The 18,150-nt window shown below is 73.1% G+C and carries 14 protein-coding genes; 4 read left to right on the top strand and 10 right to left on the bottom strand.

Annotated features, from left to right (window positions below):
- Nucleotides 1-215: 215 nt before the first annotated feature.
- A complete protein-coding gene (locus AB0399_RS04955) occupies nt 216-2,630 on the top strand; it encodes a glycoside hydrolase N-terminal domain-containing protein (protein WP_366410251.1) in 2,415 nt (804 codons plus the stop codon).
- A gap of 38 nt (nt 2,631-2,668) precedes the next feature.
- Here the strand turns inward: AB0399_RS04955 and AB0399_RS04950 are convergent, their stop codons facing one another.
- From AB0399_RS04950 to AB0399_RS04925, 6 genes are all read right to left on the bottom strand, one after another.
- Nucleotides 2,669-2,929, bottom strand: coding sequence for a DUF6126 family protein (locus AB0399_RS04950; protein WP_329362760.1), 261 nt, complete (start codon nt 2,927-2,929; stop codon nt 2,669-2,671).
- A complete protein-coding gene (locus AB0399_RS04945) occupies nt 2,926-3,570 on the bottom strand; it encodes an XRE family transcriptional regulator (protein ID WP_329362758.1) in 645 nt (214 codons plus the stop codon). Before AB0399_RS04945 ends, AB0399_RS04950 begins: the two co-directional genes overlap by 4 nt.
- Nucleotides 3,571-3,693: 123 nt before the next feature.
- The gene (locus AB0399_RS04940; protein ID WP_366410250.1) at nt 3,694-5,040 is read right to left on the bottom strand and encodes a cation:proton antiporter; all 1,347 of its coding nucleotides are present in this window, start codon (nt 5,038-5,040) and stop codon (nt 3,694-3,696) included.
- Nucleotides 5,041-5,087: 47 nt separating this feature from the next.
- Entirely contained in the window at nt 5,088-6,575 is a 1,488-nt protein-coding gene (locus tag AB0399_RS04935; RefSeq protein WP_366410249.1) for a cytochrome P450, read from the bottom strand.
- A complete protein-coding gene (locus AB0399_RS04930; RefSeq protein WP_366410274.1) occupies nt 6,572-7,648 on the bottom strand; it encodes an alpha-hydroxy acid oxidase in 1,077 nt (358 codons plus the stop codon). The genes AB0399_RS04935 and AB0399_RS04930 overlap by 4 nt, the downstream gene beginning before the upstream one ends.
- 62 nt (nt 7,649-7,710) lie before the next feature.
- Complete coding sequence (locus AB0399_RS04925) at nt 7,711-9,345, bottom strand: NAD(P)-binding domain-containing protein (RefSeq protein WP_366410248.1); 1,635 nt, start codon at nt 9,343-9,345, stop codon at nt 7,711-7,713.
- Between the two features lie 248 nt (nt 9,346-9,593).
- Here AB0399_RS04925 and AB0399_RS04920 point away from each other — a divergent pair, with 248 nt between their 5' ends.
- Complete coding sequence (locus AB0399_RS04920; protein WP_366410247.1) at nt 9,594-11,231, top strand: fatty acid--CoA ligase family protein; 1,638 nt, start codon at nt 9,594-9,596, stop codon at nt 11,229-11,231.
- A gap of 110 nt (nt 11,232-11,341) precedes the next feature.
- Here AB0399_RS04920 and AB0399_RS04915 read toward each other — a convergent pair whose 3' ends face one another.
- From AB0399_RS04915 to AB0399_RS04905, 3 genes are all read right to left on the bottom strand, one after another.
- Entirely contained in the window at nt 11,342-12,538 is a 1,197-nt protein-coding gene (locus AB0399_RS04915; RefSeq protein WP_366410246.1) for an RICIN domain-containing protein, read from the bottom strand.
- Nucleotides 12,539-12,992: 454 nt separating this feature from the next.
- Nucleotides 12,993-13,190 carry a ferredoxin gene (locus AB0399_RS04910; protein WP_329362745.1) on the bottom strand — a complete coding sequence of 66 codons (198 nt, stop codon included), beginning with the start codon at nt 13,188-13,190 and terminating at the stop codon, nt 12,993-12,995.
- 53 nt (nt 13,191-13,243) lie between these two features.
- Nucleotides 13,244-14,563, bottom strand: coding sequence for a cytochrome P450 (locus AB0399_RS04905; protein WP_366410245.1), 1,320 nt, complete (start codon nt 14,561-14,563; stop codon nt 13,244-13,246).
- Between the two features lie 321 nt (nt 14,564-14,884).
- Here AB0399_RS04905 and AB0399_RS04900 point away from each other — a divergent pair, with 321 nt between their 5' ends.
- On the top strand, nt 14,885-15,685 hold the full coding sequence (locus AB0399_RS04900; RefSeq protein WP_366410244.1) for a class I SAM-dependent methyltransferase: 801 nt from the start codon (nt 14,885-14,887) through the stop codon (nt 15,683-15,685).
- A gap of 126 nt (nt 15,686-15,811) precedes the next feature.
- Here the strand turns inward: AB0399_RS04900 and AB0399_RS04895 are convergent, their stop codons facing one another.
- Entirely contained in the window at nt 15,812-16,207 is a 396-nt protein-coding gene (locus AB0399_RS04895; protein WP_328471907.1) for a helix-turn-helix transcriptional regulator, read from the bottom strand.
- Between the two features lie 220 nt (nt 16,208-16,427).
- On the opposite strand from AB0399_RS04895, the gene AB0399_RS04890 reads away from it, so the two are divergent.
- Nucleotides 16,428-18,110, top strand: a complete 1,683-nt coding sequence (locus AB0399_RS04890) for an FAD-dependent oxidoreductase (protein WP_329362739.1) — start codon at nt 16,428-16,430, stop codon at nt 18,108-18,110.
- The last annotated feature ends 40 nt before the right edge of the window (nt 18,111-18,150 follow it).

Genomic DNA, 18,150 nt, shown 5'->3' with positions numbered 1-18,150 from the left:
TGCCCGGCGGTCGGAAAGATCCGCCCACCGCGCGCATCACTCCGCTCGGCCATGGGCATGCTCCGCCCAGACATCGGATGTCCTGTCCGGGGGGAGGTCGTCCGAAGGACTGCTGTCAGAACCCTTGAATCCATTAATTAGTAGTTTTATGTTGCTCCTGCGTTTCTGCCAGGACCCCCCGCGTGCCGCAGAACATCACAGGAGGACCACCCCTCATGACCGCCCCTCAGCCCGCACCCGCTCAGCGGCCCAGTCGTCGGAGCTTTCTCGCCCTGGCCGGTGCCGGGACCGCCGGCTCGCTGGCCGCGTTCGCCGGGCTGCCGGCCTTCACCGCGGCCGCCGCGGAGCCCCAGCGGCCCACCGCCGACCCCCGTACGGACGACGCCGCCGCCGTACGCCTGTGGTACACCGCCCCGGCATCTGCCGACGCGATGATCCAGCAGGGCCTGCCGGTCGGCAACGGGCGGATCGGCGCGCTCGTCGGCGGCGACCCCGCCGACGAGGCGCTCTACATCACCGACAGCACCCTGTGGACCGGCACCCGCAACGACGTCCTCGACGACGACGGCCAGTTCCCCTACGAGCAGGTCGAGTTCGGCTCCCTCACCCAACTCGCCCACCTCTCCGTGCAGATACCCGCCCACACCGCGGACTCCGTCACGGACTACCGCCGCACCCTGGACCTGAGCAACGGCCTGGTCACCGCCACCTACCGGCAGGGCGGCGCCACCTACACCCGCGAGGTCTACGCCAGCCACCCCGACGACGTGATCGTGCTCCACCTGTCCAGCAGCGCGGGCGGCAGCCACACCGGCCGGATCGCCCTGGCCGGCACCCATGGCGAGACCCCGGCCGGCGACCCGGGCGACCGCACCCTGTCCTTCGCCGCCGCCTTCGACAACGACCTGCGCTACGCCGCCGCCGTCACCGCCTCCAGCGGCACCGGCACCGTCGAGGTCACCGCCACCGCCATCGAGTTCACCGGCTGCGCCGACCTCACCGTGGTGTTCAGCGGCGGCACCGACTACGCCCCCGACGCCGCCCGCGGCTACCGCGCCCCCGGTCTCGACCCGCGCGCCCTCGCCCGTACCAAGGCCCGGGCCGCGCTCCGGCACAGCCCCGCCGTCCTGCGCGGCACCCATGTCGCCGACTACCGCCGCCTGTTCGACGCGATGACGCTGTCGCTGGGCACCTCCACCGACCAGCAGAAGCAGGCCGACACCTGGACCCGGCTGCAGGCCCGCGCCGCGGACGGGGCCGCGCCCGACCCGGAACTCGAAGCGTCCTACCTCCAGTTCGGCCGCTACCTGATGATCTGCGGCTCCCGCGACAGCGTCCCGATGGGCCTGCAGGCGCTGTGGCTGGACGTCAACGACCCGGCCTGGATGGGCGACTACCACACCGACATCAACGTCCAGATGAACTACTGGATGGCCGACCGGACCGCGCTGCCCGGCTGCTTCGACGCCTTCACCGACTACTGCCTCGCCCAACTCCCCTCCTGGACGCAGAACACCGGCAAGCTCTTCAACGACCCCCGCAACCGCTTCCGCAACTCCTCCGGCACGGTGGCGGGTTGGACGGTCGCGTTCTCCACCAACATCCACGGCGGCTCCGGCTGGTGGTGGCACCCCGCGGCTAACGCCTGGATCGCCAACTCCCTCTTCGATCACTACGAGTACACCCAGGACGCCCGCACCCTGGCCCGGATCTACCCGCTGCTCAAGGGCGCCTGCGAGTTCTGGCAGGCCCGGCTGGTGTCCATGACCGTCACCGACCCCGCCACCGGCGAGGACCGCGAGGTGCTCGTCGACGACAAGGACTGGTCGCCCGAGCAGGGCCCGCAGGACGGCATCGGCAACACCTACTCCCAGGAACTGGTCTGGGCACTGTTCGGCAACTACCGCACCGCCGCCCAGCTCCTCGGCAAGGACGCCGGCTTCGCCCGCACCATCGGCGGCCTGCGCGACCGGCTCTACCTGCCGCGGATCAGCCCGGCCAACGGCTGGCTGGAGGAGTGGATGTCGCCGGACAACCTCGGCGAGGACCAGCACCGCCACCTCTCCCCGCTGATCGGGTTCTTCCCCGGTGACCGCATCACCCTCGACTCCTCGCCCGCCGACCTCGTCGCCGCCGTCCGCGCGCTGCTCACCGCCCGCGGCATGGACAGCTACGGCTGGGCCAACGCCTGGCGCGCCCTGTGCTGGGCCCGGCTGCACGACGCGGAGAAGGCGTACCAGCTGGTCACCACCAACCTGCGGCCCTCCACCGCGGACAGCAACGGCTCCGCGCTGAACTTCTTCGACATCTACCAGCTCGGGCAGGACAGCAGCGTCTTCCAGATCGACGCCAACTTCGGCACGCCGTCGGCGATGGTGGAGATGCTGGTGTACTCCCGGCCCGGCCGGATCGAGTTGCTGCCCGCGCTGCCGAAGGCGTGGGCGGGCAGCGGCCACATCACCGGCGTCGGCGCCCGCGGCGGCTTCACCGTTGACCTGACCTGGCGCGACGGGCGGGTGCGGCAGGCCGTGATCCGCAGCGTGGGCGGCCGCAGCACCGAAGTGGTGGCGGGCGGCACGGTCCACACGGTGCGGACGGCGCCGGGCCGCAGCGTCACCCTGCGGTTCTGAGCGCCCGAGCCGGTTCCGGGCGCCCCGAGCCGTACGGCTCAGCTCTTGCCGATCACCGCGAACATCAGCCACAGGAAGAACGCCATGAAGTGCGCCACCGCGACGTACACCAGGACGCGCAGGATCACCGCGCGCTCCTTGTGCTTCTCGGTGCTGTCGAGGGCCGGCACGACCACGACGACGGGCACGGACTCCGCCTCGGGACCGGCCGGGCCGGGACCGGGCCGCGGGGTCGGCGCGGGCTCCGCGGTGGGCTCCGGCGCGGGGTGGGCACGCGGCTCGGCGGGGTTCGTGGTCATGAACGGCCTCCTCGGGGGTCGGCGGGCTCGCGCGGCACGACGCACAGTGCCGACGTCTCGCTCTGCATGAGGGTGTGGACGAAGAGCAGGTCGACCCCGTCCGGGCCGCCGGCCGCCAGCCGGTGCGGTACGAGCGAGTCGAAGTGCGCGGAGTCCCCGGCGGCCAGGGTGTGGGAACGGTCGCCGAGTGAGAGTTCGAGTACCCCGGCGGTGACGTAGAGCCACTCCTCGCCGGGGTGCACCCGGACCAGGCCGCCCTGGGCATGGGCGGGCACGTGCACGCGCAGCGCCTGCATGGCCCGCCCGGTGCCGCCGGCCCGCCGGTACGTCCAGCCGCCGGCGGGCACCGCGGCCATCGAGGCGCCGCGTACGATGGGATCGGGCTCGGCCGCCGTCTCGCCCAGCAGATCGGAGACGGTGGTGCCGTACAGGCGGGCGAGGCCGAGGAGCACCGGCAGGGACGGCTGGCGCAGGCCGGACTCCAGCCGGGACAGGTGCGCGGCCGAGAGGTCCGCGCGGCGGGCCGCGGCCTCCAGGGTGAGGCCGCTCGCGCGCCGCCGGTCCCGCAGCCGCGGGGCCAGGGCCGAGGCATCGGCGCCGACCGCGTCGGCGGTGTCCGGGGTGGCGGTCGCGTCGTCCATGAACCCATGGAACAACATGATGTGCCTCAGAGGCAAAAGTCTTGCCTCTGAGGCAAACCGTCGTTCCTTCGTGGAGGAGAGCCGCATCTCCTCAGGGGGCTGGGGGCACCACCCTGGCGAAGCTCAGGGGGAGGAACTGCGCGACCCGCCACGGCCCTCCGGCGCGGTGGACACGGCGAGGGGCGGCCTCGGCGCGGGCGGCGGCGTCGAGGCGCCGGCCGCACCGGTCGCGTCCGGCTCGGCCGGCACCCCGCCGTCCAGCCGGTCCCACAGCCGCAGCAGCGGCGTCGCCATCACCGTGGTGACCACCGCGACCACCACCAGCACCGTGAACATCGACGGCGACACGATCCCCTCGGACAGGCCGACGTTGATCGCGATGAGCTGCATCAGGCCGCGCGCGTTCATCAGGGTGCCGATCCGCAGCGCCACCGCGGGCGGCTGCCCGCCCAGCCGCGCCGCGGCCCAGCACGCGCCGAACTTGCCGACCACGGCCGCGACCGTGCACCCCACCGCGAACAGGAGCAGTTTCGGGTCGCTGAGCAGCCCCGCGTCGGTGTTCAGCCCGGAGTAGGTGAAGAACAGCGGCAGCAGCAAGATCCGGCTGAGGGGCGCGGTCGCCTCGATCGTGCGGTCGATGCGCGGCGAGCGCGGGAACGCGGCGCCCAGGCTGAACGCGCCGAACACCGCGTACAGGCCGATCCGGTCGGTGTACCAGGCGGCCGTGCACAGGAACAGCACGGTGGCGAGCAGCAGTTGCTCGTCGCTGAGCCGCTCGGTGACCCGCAGCGCCGGCCCGCGCAGCCGGATCAGCGCGGTCAGCAGCACGACCAGCCCGGCCGCGCCGGCGGCGGCGAGCACCACCGTGTGCGCGCTGCCGCGCGCCAGGCTGACCACGCCCGCGAGCATGATCCACGCGGCGACGTCGTCCATCGCGCCGGCCGCCAGCGAGATGGTCCCGAACGCGGTGCCGGACAGCCCGTTCTCGGTGATGATCCGGGCCAGCATCGGGAACGCGGTGATCGCCAGCGTGACGCCGACGAACAGCGCCGTCACGTGCAGCGGCACCCCGGGCGGCGAGGTGTCCACGGAGCCGTGCACGGCCCAGGTCAGCCCGGCGCCCAGCAGCAGCGGCGTGGCGCTGCCGGCCGCCGAGATCAGCGCCGCCGACCTCGCCACCGGCTTGATCCGCTCCAGCCGGAAGTCGTACCCCGACTGGAACATGAAGAACACCAGGCCGAGTTGGCCGGCGACGTAGAGCATCGGGTGCAAGGCGGCCGGGAACAGGTGGTGCTCGACGGACGGCAGCACCAGCCCGAGCACCGACGGGCCGAGCAGCACCCCGGCGATCATCTCGGCGACGACCGGCGGTTGCCCGAGTGGTCGCAGCAGCAGCGCGACCAGCCGGCACAGCACCAGGATGACGGCGACGGCCAGCAGGAAAGCGGTGCCCAGTTCGGTGGAGGACATGGGGAGCAGCCCTTCGGCGGGGACGGCGTGGGGGAAAGGCGTGCGGCTCAGTCGCGGTGGTACGGGCAGGTCGGCGGGGCAGCGGTCGGCTGCGTGGTGGCCGGTGACCCGGCGGTCGGTGGGACGGCGTCCGTCGACCCGGCGGACGGCAGCGGGCGGCCCTGCGTGTCGTGCGCGGCGAACCACGTCTCCGTGAGCCGCAGCCGCCGCGCGTCCACCACCATCCAGGTGCCGAACACCGCCTGGAGCACGCTGCGCCCCAGGTCCTCCCAGCGGTCCCGGACCCTCAGCGCGGCCAGCACGGCGCCGATCCGGTAGCGGGGCAGCGGCCGGTCGCGGGCGACCAGCAGGCAGGGCGCGCGGTGCGGGATGGAGCGGGTGTGGGACACCGACGAGTGCAGGGTGAAACGGCTCAGCACCTCGCGGGTGACGGCCCGCATCACCAGCGGCGACAGCCGCCACGCCGGGCACGGCCGGTTCGCCGCGACCCCGAACGGGATGTGGTGCGCGTCCTTCGCCGACAGCCGGTCCCAGCGGCCCGGGTCGAAGACCTCCGGGTCCTGGTAACCGGTGGAGTGGTAGGCGGCGTAGTCGAAGCACAGCACCGTGCCGGCCGGGTAGGCGGCGCCCGGGCCGAGGTCGATGTCGGCGCCGGTGATCCGGTGCGCGATGCCGAACAGCGGGTACATGCGCAGCGTCTCGTTCATGACGTTGCCCAAGTCGTGGTCGTCGTCGGGGTGTTCGGCCAGCCGGCGCTGGACGTCCTGGTGCTGGGCGAGCACCAGCAGCAGGTGTGCCATCGCCTCCGACATCTGCACCACGGCGGTGTTGAAGAAGGTGCCTTGGAGGTAGTGGGCGCGGTCGCGCGGGGTGGCCAGCTCCGCGGGCAGGTCGTGCGGCACCTCGTTCGCGGCCAGCCGGCGCAGCAGGTAGCGGGTCAGCCGGGCCCGCCGGTCCATGTGCCGCAGCCGGGTGTTCTTCAGCGAGTTGACCACGTCCTCGGCGTTGTCCACGATCAGCCGCCGTACGTCCGGCGGGCACGGCTCGCGGAACACCAACTCGTGGAAGAACTCCGCCCAGATCGGCATCATCAGGTCGCGCAGCCGCACCAGCGCGGCCCGGCCGGGTATCCGCTCGTCCAGTACGCGTGCCGCGCACCGGCCCGCGGCGGCGGACAGCTCGGCGCTGGTCCCGGCGAGGATCGAGCTGGTGGTCCGCGCCACCGCGTCGTAGCGCGGCCCCGGCTCCAGGTGCTCCTGGTGCACCTCGGGCCCCGGCGACAGCCAGTACCAGAACAGGTCCGACAGCCCCGCGCCCTTGCTGCGGCCGCTCGCGGCGGGGTGCGCGTACAACTCGGCGAACCGCTCCGGGCCGACCCGCTCGTTCGGGACGATCACGCCCTCGGGCCCGTTGACCTTCGCGAACACCTTGACGCGTAAGGCGACCAGGGCCTTCGGCAGCCAGTACGGACTGGACAGCGCGACCGCGGCCACGGCGGCGCCCCGGGACAAACCCCGCGCGGCGTTCGGCGTCATGCGCCCGCCACCCCCTGCCCGCCGCGGACGACCACCTGGTCGCGGTTGAGGTCGGCGCAGTCCCGGGCGCCGCACAGCGTCAGCACGTGCGCGGTCTGTTCGGCCAGCTCCGCCAGCACCCGCGCCACCCCGGCCTCGCCCTCGGCGGCCAGCCCCCACAGCACGGGCCGGCCGATGCCGACCGCCGTGGCGCCGAGCGCCAGCGCGGCCACCACGTCGGCCCCGGACCGTATCCCGCCATCGAGCAGCACCGGGACGCGGCCGGCGACGGCCTCGGCGATCCGGGGCAGCGCCTCGATGGTGGCGGGCGCGGCGTCGAGCTGCCGGCCGCCGTGGTTGGAGACGATCAGCCCGTCCGCGCCGTCGCCGATCGCGTGGCGGGCGTCGTCCGGGTACAGAACTCCCTTGACCAGCACGGGCAGTTCGGTGCGCTCCCGCAGCCTGCGCAGGTCGTCCCAGGACAGTGCGGGGCTCATCGCGATGTCGAGCGGCGCGTCCGGGGGGCCGCCGGGCAGGCCGCGCATGTTCTCCGCCGCGTAGCCGGGCGGCAGGTCGTGGAAGCCGTTGCGGTCGTCGCGGGCGCGGCGGCCGAAGACGGGGGAGTCCGCGGTCACCACCAGCGCGGTGCAGCCCGCGTCCTCGGCCCGCCGCACCAGCGCGTCGGTGACGTCGGCCCGCGGCTGGAGGTAGAGCTGGAACCACACGGCCGCGTCCGCGCGTACCTCCCGGGCGGCCGCCACGACGTCGGCGACGGCGGTGGTCGCGGCCATCGAGGTGATCAGTACGGTGCCGGCCGCCGCCGCGGCACGGGCCGTGGCCCGCTCGCCGTCGGGGTGGGCGAGGCGGTGGAAGGCGGTCGGCGCGACCAGGACGGGTGTCGCCGCGCGGGCCCCGGGCAGCTCGACCGCGGTGTCCGGCGGGCCGGCGCCGCGCAGTATCCGGGGCAGCAGGGCGAGGCGGCCGAAGGCGCTGACGTTCTCGGCCACGGCGGTCTCCCGGCCGGCGCCGCCCTCGTAGAAGTCCCAGTGCACGGGGTCGAGTCGGGCCCGGGCCTGGTCGCGCAGCTCGTCCAGGACGTCGAACGGCAGGGCGGGGGCACCGCTGGGCGGGTCGAGGGCTCCGGTGGACAGGGCGGTCACGACGGTTCCGGGGTGGCCGCCGGCGCAGCGGGGTCAGGTGCGGGCCGCCCGGCCGGGAAGAGGTGCGTGGCGAGGAAGCGGACGAGGGGGGTGCGGTGTACCTCCTCGCTGTCCCACTCGTTCTCCAGGTTCTCCGTGATGTGGTGGTCGGCCAGCTCCTTCCCGTCCTGCCACAGCCGGACCACCGGATGCAGGTAGCGGCTGTCGAGGCCGCCGGTGTCCTGCTGCGAGAGCCGGTTCACCGAGATGTCGAACGGGTTCACCTTGTCGTGGTCGGCGCCGTATTCGAGGGTGACCGTCAGGTAGCGGTCGACCGGGCCGAACTCGCCGTCGGCGAGCGAACGGTGGAGGTGGTCGACCGGCACCTCCTCGTAGTGGCCGACCGATCCGGCGCCGACGAGGATCGCGTCACCGAGGAAGCCGAACAACTGCCACAGCGCCGAGGTGCGGTTGACCCGGGTCAGCACGGCGTCCGCGACCGCCTCCGGGGTGGCCGGCAGCTCCGTGTGCGGCCATGCCTCGCCGTGGTAGCGCCGGGCCAGGATGCGGTGCAGGGCGCGCACGCCGTAGCGGAAGCCGTGGATGAAGCCGCTGGTGGACTTCTTGAAGTCGCGGACCTGGGTGATCGTGCCGGCGAAATACAGGTCGGGCACGTTGGCAGACTCCCACGCGTCGGTCTGCGCCGGGAACCGGTCCTTGATCGTCAGCTCGGGACGGCACTCCTCGGCGAACAAGGACGCGTCGAATCTGAATCCGGTGGCCAGGATCACCCGGTCGTAGGATATCTCCTTGACCACTTCCGCGACCCGGACGAATTTCACCGCGACCCGATATCGGCCGTCCTCGTCCGATCGCCTGATCGAGACGACCTCGCCGTCCAGCAGGGCGTTCTGCGACTTGAGCTGATAAGTGTCGAGGAAGTTGTTGTTCACCGCCCTGAGATGGCCGACGAAATGGGTCTGCCAGGCCAGTCGCAGCGATCCGGGGCCCACCATGTGAATCACCGACGCGGTCTCCACGAGATTGTCCGCGGTCTCGAAGGCGGAATTCCCGCGGCCGATGATCAGCACCCGCTTGCCGGTGAATTCGGCCGGGTCGACCGACACCTCGCCGTACGGCTCGGCGAGCTCCACGCCGTCGATCGGCGGGATGTGCGGGCGGGTCACGCCGGTGGCCACGATCAGGCGCTTCGCCCGCAGCGCGGTGCCGTCGGCGGCCTGGGCCAGGAAGTCCCCGTGCAGGTGCGCGGGACGGCTGATGTGGGCGATGCGGGTGTTGTAGCGGATGCGCAGCCGGTGGGTGGCGGCGAAGTCCGCGAGGTAGCCGACCATGTCGTCGGCGGAGGGGAAATAGCGGGGGGTGACCGCGGTGAAGAGCGGGCCGCGCTCGTCGGACAGCAGCGAGTTCCAGTCGGTGCGCAGCCGCAACTCCGGGTCGTCCCAGCCGGTGTGCACCTTGTTGATCGAGATCAGCGTGCGATGCCGGGGAAACCTCGTGAAGAACGTCCCCGGTGCCGCGCCCTCCTCGACCACCAGATAGTCGCGGCCGGCGCGTTCCAGGAAATACCCGGCCTGGATTCCAGCGGGTCCGGCGCCTACCACCAGGTAGTCGATCCGCTCTTCTCCCGACATATGCCCTCCCGATCGTTCCCCCGATGGAGATGCAACACCCTAGTTGAGGGTTCAAAGAGCCATCCAGGGTGCGTAATGTGATCCATGTCACATATCTTTCGGTGATTGGAAATGGCCCCGGCCGGATAACTTCGCCCTCGACTCGGAGCGCTTGCCGGCCCGCGCCTCCGCTATGTCCGGACGCCGCCCGAGGCGGTTTGCCGTGGTCGAAACGCGCCCGCGGCCGATCGCGTGGATCGGAGGGAAAGATGAGCAATCCGGCCGAATCGGTGTTTCCGCAACCCCTGATCGACGCGTTCGCCCGCGACCCGGACACCGCCGCCTTCGAGTTCCGGACCCGGCCGGTCAGCCGCGGCCGGGTCCTCGACCTGGTCCGCGACTGCGCCGCCGGCCTCGCCGCCGCCGGCCTCGGACCCGGCCGCGCGGTCGCCCTCACCACCGATGTGACCCCCGCCGGATTCGCCGCCCAGATCGCCGCCCACCTGCTCGGCTGCCGCGTCGTCGGACTGCGGCCCGGCCTGACGCCCGCTCAACTCCGCCACGTGCTGGCCCAGGACATCGACACGGTCCTCACCGACGACACCACCCGCACCGACGCGCTCACCGACGCGGCCAAGGCGGCGGGCAGCGCCGTGCTGGACGTCGAACGCGACCTGCTCGGCGGCAGCGGTGGCGACGGCGGCATCGGCCCGCGCGGCTCCGCGACCGGCGACGGCCCGCGCGACGCCGAGGCCGGCGACACGGCGCCCCGCGCCGGACTGACCGCGCGCGGCCGCCCCGACGACATCGCCCTGATCACCCTCACCAGCGGCAGCACCGGCAACCCCAAGGGCTGCGCCCAGACCTACCGCGCGCTCGGCGACCACTGGTCCTGGCAGCCGACGCGGTGGAGCGCCACCACCCGCCAACTCGCCGACGGCTACCGCAGGTTCCTCGTCTTCGGCACCCTCACCAGCGCGGTGATGCTCGAACACCTCGCGCTGTGCCTGCTCGGCGGCGGCACCGCGATCATCCCCGAACCCCCGGTCTCCTTCCCGCACACCTGGCAGCGCCACCGCGTCACCGCGTGCCTGTGCACGGTCCCGCGCCTGTACCAGGTGCTCGACACGCTGCGCACCGAGGACGTCGACACCAGCAGCATGCGCGCCCTGCTCGTCGCCGGTTCACCGCTGCCCCCGCACCGCCTCGCCGAGGCGGCCGACCGGCTGGGCCCGGTCGTCTACCAGGGCTACGGCCAGACCGAGACCGGCATGCTCGCGCTGCTCACCCCCGCCGACCAGGACCGGTACGGAGACCGGGTACGGGACTCCGTCGGCCGCCCGATGCCCGGCGTCGGCATATCCGTACGCGACCCCGCCGGGCAGCCCGTGCCCACCGGAGCCGCCGGCGAGGTCTGGGTCCAGGCCGGCGGGGCCATGTCCGGCTACTGGAACGACCAGGAGCAGACCCGCGAGGTCGTCCACGACGGCTGGATCAGGACCCGCGACCTCGGCACCCTGGGCGACGACGGCTTCCTGCGGCTGGCCGGCCGCGCCCGCGACGTCGTCTTCGTCAACGCGATCCTCCACTACACCGCCGCCATCGAGTCCGCCCTGACCACCCACCCGGACGTCGACCAGTCCTACGTCGTCGCCGCCCCCGACGAGTCGACCGGCGAGGCGGCCCACGCCTTCATCGTGCCGGCCTCGCCTGACCGGGTCCCCGACCCCGCCGAACTGCGCGCCACCGTACGGGCCGTACTCGGCGACGGCGCCGTCCCCGCCACGCTCACCGTGCTCGCCGCCGTCCCGGTCGCGCCCAGCGGCAAGCCCGACAAGAAGGCGCTGCTGGCCATGGTGGCGGCCCGGCCGGTGGACGGTAGGCCAGAGCGCGACGCGACGGAGTAGCCGCGCCCTGGCCCGTTCGGCCGCGCCCTGGCCCGTTCAGCCGGACCCGGGGCCGGTCGACCGGAGGCGGTCAACCGGCCCGGCCGGTCGGCCCGTTCAGCCGCGCCCGGTCAACTCGGCAGCGTCCACTGCTGGTTGGCGGCGCCCCCGCAGTCCCAGATCTGGAGGGGCGTGCCGTTGGCAGAACTCGGGCCGGTGGCGTCGAGGCAGCGGCCCGACTGCGGGTTGACCAGGGTGCCGCCGGTTCCCGCTCGCCACACCTGCGAACCGGTGCCGTTGCAGCCGTAGAGCTGCACCGGAGTGCCGTTCGCGGTGCCCGCCGCCTTGACGTCGAGGCACTTGCCGAGCGCCCGCAGCGTGGAGTCGGCGCCCACCGTCCACTGCTGCGCGGCGGTGCCGTTGCAGTCGTAGAGCTGAACCGCCGTGCCGTCGGCGGGATTCGCCCCCGCGATGTCGACGCACTTGCCGCCGTACCCCTGGATCGCCCCGGTCGTACCGCCGCCGGTCCCGGTGCCGGTACCCTGCGTCGCGTCGAACGAGAACGAGTTCGTCCCCAGGCCCTGACCGCCCTGCCAGATCTCGAACCCGGCCTCCGCGTCGATGAGATAGGAGTCGGCGCCGGTCGTGCCCCGGCTCACCGAGTCGTCGATCAGCGCCTTGACGTCCAGGCCGTTGACCGACGTTCCGCCACCCTGGAGCACGTACGACACGATGTTCCATGACGTCTGGCGGCCGGTGTACACGTCCCAGTTCAGGCCGCCGATGGTCGCGGTGGCGGTCTTGCTGCCGAACGGGGAGACCCCGCCACGGCTGTTGAGCCAGATCATGATCTCGCTGTCGTCCGGCTGGCCGCCGGTGGTGGCCGCGGAGTTGGTCCACAGGTCGTACGCCACGTCGTACGCGCCCGTCGCGGGCTGGACCGTCGACCAGGACGAGGTCGCGCTCGCCAGCTTGCTCACCTGGATCGGCAGGTTGCTGCCGGTGGTGCACGCACCCCAGTGGCAGCCCTTGTAGATCGACGGATACGTGGCCGGCGCGCCGCCGGAGAGGTCGAAGTTCGCGGTGCTCACCGACCAGGCGGTGCCGGTGGTGGCGGTCACGCACTGGGGCGCGGAGGAGTTCCACTCGTTGTTCTGCAACGTGTACTCGCCGCCGGCCAGGCTCACCGAGCCCTGCGGCTGGCAGTTGGTGGTGTCCGCCGGGGCGGCCGTGCCCGTCGCGTGGGCGCCGGCGGCGGGCACGAACAGCGCCGCACAGACGGCCGCGATCATCGCGGCGGCCCGTATCCGGCCTGTTGGTCGCGTCATGAGCCGATCCTTTCGGGTGGGGGTCCGGCTCCGCGAGGTGGTGAGAGCGCTCCCATGGCGCGGGGCGCCGCACCCGCCCCGCGCAGCGGAAGGAGGGCTTGGGTTCGGTATCGAACGGTGCGGCCGGGCGGCGGCCGACCGTTCGCCGGCTGCCGGTCTCGCGCGTGGGGGCGCTTGCCGTACCGCCAGCCATGAAGTCAGATCCAGGAAGCGGGTGTCAATGGTCCGGACCAGCGACGCATCGGTCGGACGGTTGCCGGCGGGACGAACCCGCTGGCAGCGGGGCGGGGCCGTGGGAGCGCGCCCACGAGAATCTTCTGCGGCGAGGCGGCGGTGTCGCGGGGGAGCGGGCATGGGAGAGCGCTCTCCTGACCGTTCGTCGTACCAGAAGAGCGCTCTCCCGCGGGTTCCCACGGGTTCCCACGGGTTCCCACGGGTTCCCGGGGGAGGAATCTCAGGTCTCGTCGACCTCGATGGCCCAGGAGGGGCAGCCGGCGGCGGCGTCGCGGACGTCGGCCCACATCGTCTGCGGGGGCTTGGGGTCGAGCAGTTCGACGATGCCGTCGGCGTCGCGCTGGTCGAACACCTCGGGCGCGGCCAGCACGCACATGCCGGAACCGCAGCACTTGTCCTGGTCGACGTGGATGCGCATGGGCGGGGTCCTTCCCGTGGGGCGGGGCGGTGGCTGGGGGATCGGGGGCGCGGTCACCAGGCCACGGGGAGGGAGTGCACGCCGTAGACGAGCATGTCGTGGCGGAAGCGGACGTCCTCGAAGGGGATCGCCAGCCGCAGATTGGGCAGCCGGCGCAGTACGGTGGGCAGCGCGACCTGGAGTTCGAGCCGCGCCAGCGGCTGGCCGAGGCACTGGTGCACGCCGAACCCGAAGGCGATGTGGCGGCGGCTGCCCGGGCGGGCCAGGTCGAGCCGGTCGGCGTCGGCGAAGACGTCCTCGTCGCGGTTGGCGGCACTGATCATGCACAACACGCCCTCGCCGGCGCGTATCACGGTGTCCCCGATGACGACGTCCTCGGTGGCGACCCGGGTCACCCCGCCCTGGATGACGGTCAGGTAGCGCAGCAACTCCTCGACGGCCGACTTGACTTCGTCGGGTCCGGCGGCGCGCATCCGCTCCAGTTCGCGCGGGTTGCGCAGCATCGCGAGGGTGGACAGCGAGGTCATGTTCGCGGTCGTCTCGTGACCGGCGACCAGCAGCAGCCGCCCCATCCGGGCGATCTCGTCGTCGGACAGCTCGCCCTGCTCGGCGAGCCGGCTGAGGATGCCGTCGTCCGGGGAGTGCCGCTTGGTGCGGGTCAACTCGGCGAGGTAGCCGAGCAGTTCGTCCTGCGCGGTGGTCACCTCGGCCTCGGTGGCATCGGCGCGGAGCATGGTGCTGCTGCACCGCTGGAAGAAGGCGTGCTCGGAGTACGGCACGCCGAGCAGCAGGCAGATCACCACCGACGGCAGCGGCAGTGCGAAGTCGGCGACGAAGTCGGCCTCGTGGCGGCCTTTGGTCATCGAGTCCAGCAACTCGTCGGCCAGTTCCTGGACCTGCGGCCGTAACGACTCGACCTTGCGGATCATGAAGTCCGCGGTGAGCATCCGGCGCAGCCGCGCGTGGTCGGGGTCGTCCATCCGGATGAAGGTCGGCCGGCCGGTGGCGAGCGCCCTGCGGCCGGGGTTCTGGAACGGGAAGCCCGGCCGGTGCGCCTCGGCGCTGAAGCGGTCGTCGCGCAGCGTGCGGCGGACGTCCTCGTGGCGGGTGATCATCCAGCAGGACGAGCCGTCCCACAGCGTGGTACGGGCGACCGGGCGCTCGCGCCGGGCCTGCTGGTAGGCGGGCGGCGGGTCGAAGGGGCAGGCCCCGTGCGGCGCGGGGGCGTCGAAGGGGTCGGGGAGCGCGGTGTACGGTCCGGCGCCGGTGACGGGGCATGCGCCGCTGCCGGCGTCCAGGGTCGTCGAGGGGCTCGGGTGCGCGGTCGTGGGCGGGCTGGTACGGGCGGCGGGGTGCGGTCCTGCTGCGGCCATGGCGGGCTCTCTCCTCCGGGGGTGAGGGTGAGATGTCTGATGCGGGGTGCAACTGCTGTGGCGCGCGGGGTAGTTGCCCATACCACTAGATGCTTGGGGCAACTAACCCAAACGTCACGTTAGTTCACGCTCCGTGCGGAGGGAAGGGCGCCTCGGGCGCTGAGCGGAATCTGTCCCGAAGCCGACGGTGCGGCGCCGCCACGGGGCGCGAGAGCCGCCCGAAGTCCGGTGCGACGGGGGAGAACCGGCCAACCCCGCCCGCCCGCCCCGCCCGGCGGGGGCTCGGCCACCCGGGCGGTGCGGGCGGGTAGGTTCGGAGGCATGGGAGACGTGCGGGAAGGCGTGACGGACGGAAGCGCGGGAGACGCGGACTACGGGGTGATCGGCGGCGGCTACAGCGCGTACCGGCAGCCCGACCCGCGGATCGCGCGCGTGGTGGCGGACGCGTTGGGCGGTGCCCGCACCGTGGTCAACGTCGGTGCCGGCGCGGGGTCGTACGAGCCGGCCGGCGCCGAGGTGGTCGCGGTGGAGCCGTCGGCGGCGATGCGCGCCCAGCGGCCCGCCCACCTGCCGCCCGCGGTGGCCGGCACCGCGGAGCAACTGCCCTTCGCTGACGACCGGTTCGACGCCGCGATGACCACGTTCAGCGTGCACCAGTGGAGCGACACCGTCGCCGGGCTGCGCGAGATGCGGCGGGTGGCGCGCGGCCCGGTCGTCGTCGTGACCTGCGACCCCGCGCTGGTACGGGACTTCTGGCTCTACGAGTACGCGCCGCTGGTGCTCGACACCGAGGCGCGCCGCTACCCGGCGATCGAGGCCATCACGGCCGCGCTGGGCGGGAGTTGCACGGTGACCTCGGTGCCGATCCCGGCCGACTGCACCGACGGGTTCAACGAGGCGTACTACGCCCGCCCGGAGCGCCTGCTCGACCCCGGCGCCCGGCAGGCGTGCTCGGCGTGGAGCTTCGTGCCGCCGGAGGTGTGCGAGGAGTACACCGGCGCACTGCGCGCGGCGATCGGCTCGGGCGCGTGGGACGCGAAGTACGGGGAGTTGCGCCGCCGCCCGTATCTGGACGGGTCGCTGGTGCTGATCCGGGCGGTGCCGGACCGCGCGGCGCCCTGAGCCGCGGCGGCACCCCGCCCGCGATCTCGGGGCTGCACCTGTGGCGGCATCCCGCCCGCGACCTCGGGGCCTCACCCGCGGCGGCACTCCGCCCCGCCCCGGGGCCTGACCTGCGATTCCTGGCCCTTACGGGCGATCGATATGGACGTTTGTCGACTTCACCCGGGCCACCGCCTCCGCGCCGACCTCCAGGCCCAGCTCCTCCACCGCCTCGCGCGTGACCAGGGAGACCAGCCGGTGCGGGCCCGCCTGGATCTCCACCTGCGCCGCCACGTCGCCGATCTTGACGGCCGTGACGATGCCCGGGAACGCGTTCCGGACCGAGGTGTGCGAGGTGTCCGACTCCGTGTCGGGGTTCTGGGCCAGTTCGACGGAGAACGCGGCGAGGTCGCGGCCGTCGATGAGCCGGCGGCCGGCGTCGTCGCGGTGCGTGGTGACCCGGCCCGCGTCGGCCCAGCGGCGCGCGGTGTCCGGGCTGACGCCCAGCAGCCGGGCCGCCTGCCCGATCGTGTAGGACTGCATACCGCCAGCCTACGGCGGCCCGCCCCACCACCGGCGCATCCGCCCGCGCCGCGCCGTACCGCCCCGTACCCCCGCACTCCGCCGTACCGCCTGCCGCCCGCCCACGGCCGGGCCCCGGTCCGCGCGCCGATTTTCCCTCGCGCGCCGGACCGGCGGTGCCACTACGCTGAACGACATAGACGGCCGAACACATGGACGACAACACGGGGACGGGATGCCCATGACTGAGCCGGACGCCGGCACGCGCCGCGCCGCGCTCCTCACCGTTGACGACGATCCCGGGGTGTCCCGGGCGGTCGCCCGCGACCTGCGGCGCCGCTACGGCGAGCGGTACCGCGTGGTGCGGGCGGAGTCCGGGCAGGACGGGCTGGACGCGCTGCGGCAGATGAAGCTGCGCGGCGACCTGGTCGCGGTGATCCTGGCCGACTACCGGATGCCGAACATGACCGGTATCGAGTTCCTCGAACAGGCGATGGACATCTACCCCGGCGCCCGCCGGGTGCTGCTCACCGCCTACGCGGACACCGGCGCCGCGATCGACGCGATCAACGTGGTCGACCTCGACCACTACCTGCTCAAGCCGTGGGACCCGCCGGAGGAGAAGCTCTACCCGGTGGTCGACGACCTGCTGGAGAGCTGGCTGTGCTCCGACCACCGCCCGGTGCCCGAGACGAAGGTGGTCGGGCACCGCTGGTCGGCGCGCTCCTCCGACGTGCGGGAGTTCCTGGCCCGCAACCAGGTGCCCTACCGCTGGTATCAGTCCGACCAGGCGGAGGGCCGGCGGCTGCTGGAGGCCGCCGGGCAGGACGGGCTGCGGCTGCCGCTGGTGATCGCGCCGGGCGGCGAGGCGCTGCTGGAGCCGTCCGACCAGGACCTGGCCGCGCAGGTCGGCCTGTCCACCTCGCCGGCCGAGGAGTTCTACGACCTGGTGGTGATCGGCGGCGGCCCGGCCGGGCTCGGCGCCGCGGTCTACGGCGCCTCCGAGGGGCTGCGCACCGTCCTGGTGGAGCGGACCGCGACCGGCGGGCAGGCCGGGCAGAGCGCGCGGATCGAGAACTACCTCGGGTTCCCCGACGGGATCTCCGGCGCCCAACTCACCGACCGCGCCCGCCGCCAGGCCACCCGCTTCGGCGCGGAGCTGCTGACCGCCTGCGAGGTCAACGCACTTGAGACCAGCGGCCCGGCCCGCACCGTACGGTTCTCCGACGGCTCGGCGATCGCCGCGCAGAGCGTGATCCTCACCACCGGCGTCGCCTACCGGCAGCTCGACGTGCCGGGCCTGGCCGAACTCACCGGCCGCGGCGTGTATTACGGCTCCGCGCTGACCGAGGCGGCCGGCTGCGAGGGCCAGGACGTGTACATCGTCGGCGGCGCCAACTCCGCCGGCCAGGCCGCCGTCTACCTGTCCCGGCACGCCAAGTCGGTGACGCTGCTGGTGCGCGGCGCGTCCCTGGAAGCGTCCATGTCGCACTACCTGATCCAGCAGATCGCCGACATCCCCACCATCCGGGTACGCACCCGGACTTCGGTCACCGCCGTGCACGGCGAGGAGCACCTGGAGGGCCTGGCGCTGCGCGACGCAGACACCGGCGGCACCGAACTGGTCGACGCGCACCGGATGTTCGTCTTCATCGGCGCCGCGCCGCGCACCGACTGGCTGGACGGCACCGTCCACCGCGACCGGCACGGCTTCGTGCTGACCGGCCCGGACCTCGTCACCGAGGACGGCCGCCGTCCGCCCGGCTGGCAGCCGGACCGGCTGCCGTACCACCTGGAGACCAGCGTGCCGGGCGTCTTCGCGGCCGGCGACGTGCGGGCCGAGTCCGCGAAGCGGGTGGCGTCCGCGGTCGGCGAGGGCGCGATGGCCGTCATGCTCGTACACCGCTACCTGGAGGGGCTGTGACCGAGAACCCGGCGCAGAACTCGCCGCAGAACCCGCCGAA

The organism is Streptomyces sp. NPDC088194, from assembly GCF_040702025.1.
GTDB lineage: Bacteria > Actinomycetota > Actinomycetes > Streptomycetales > Streptomycetaceae > Actinacidiphila.
The sequence above is the reverse complement of the archived record's forward strand: the minus strand, read 5'-3'. Positions and strand labels throughout refer to the sequence as shown.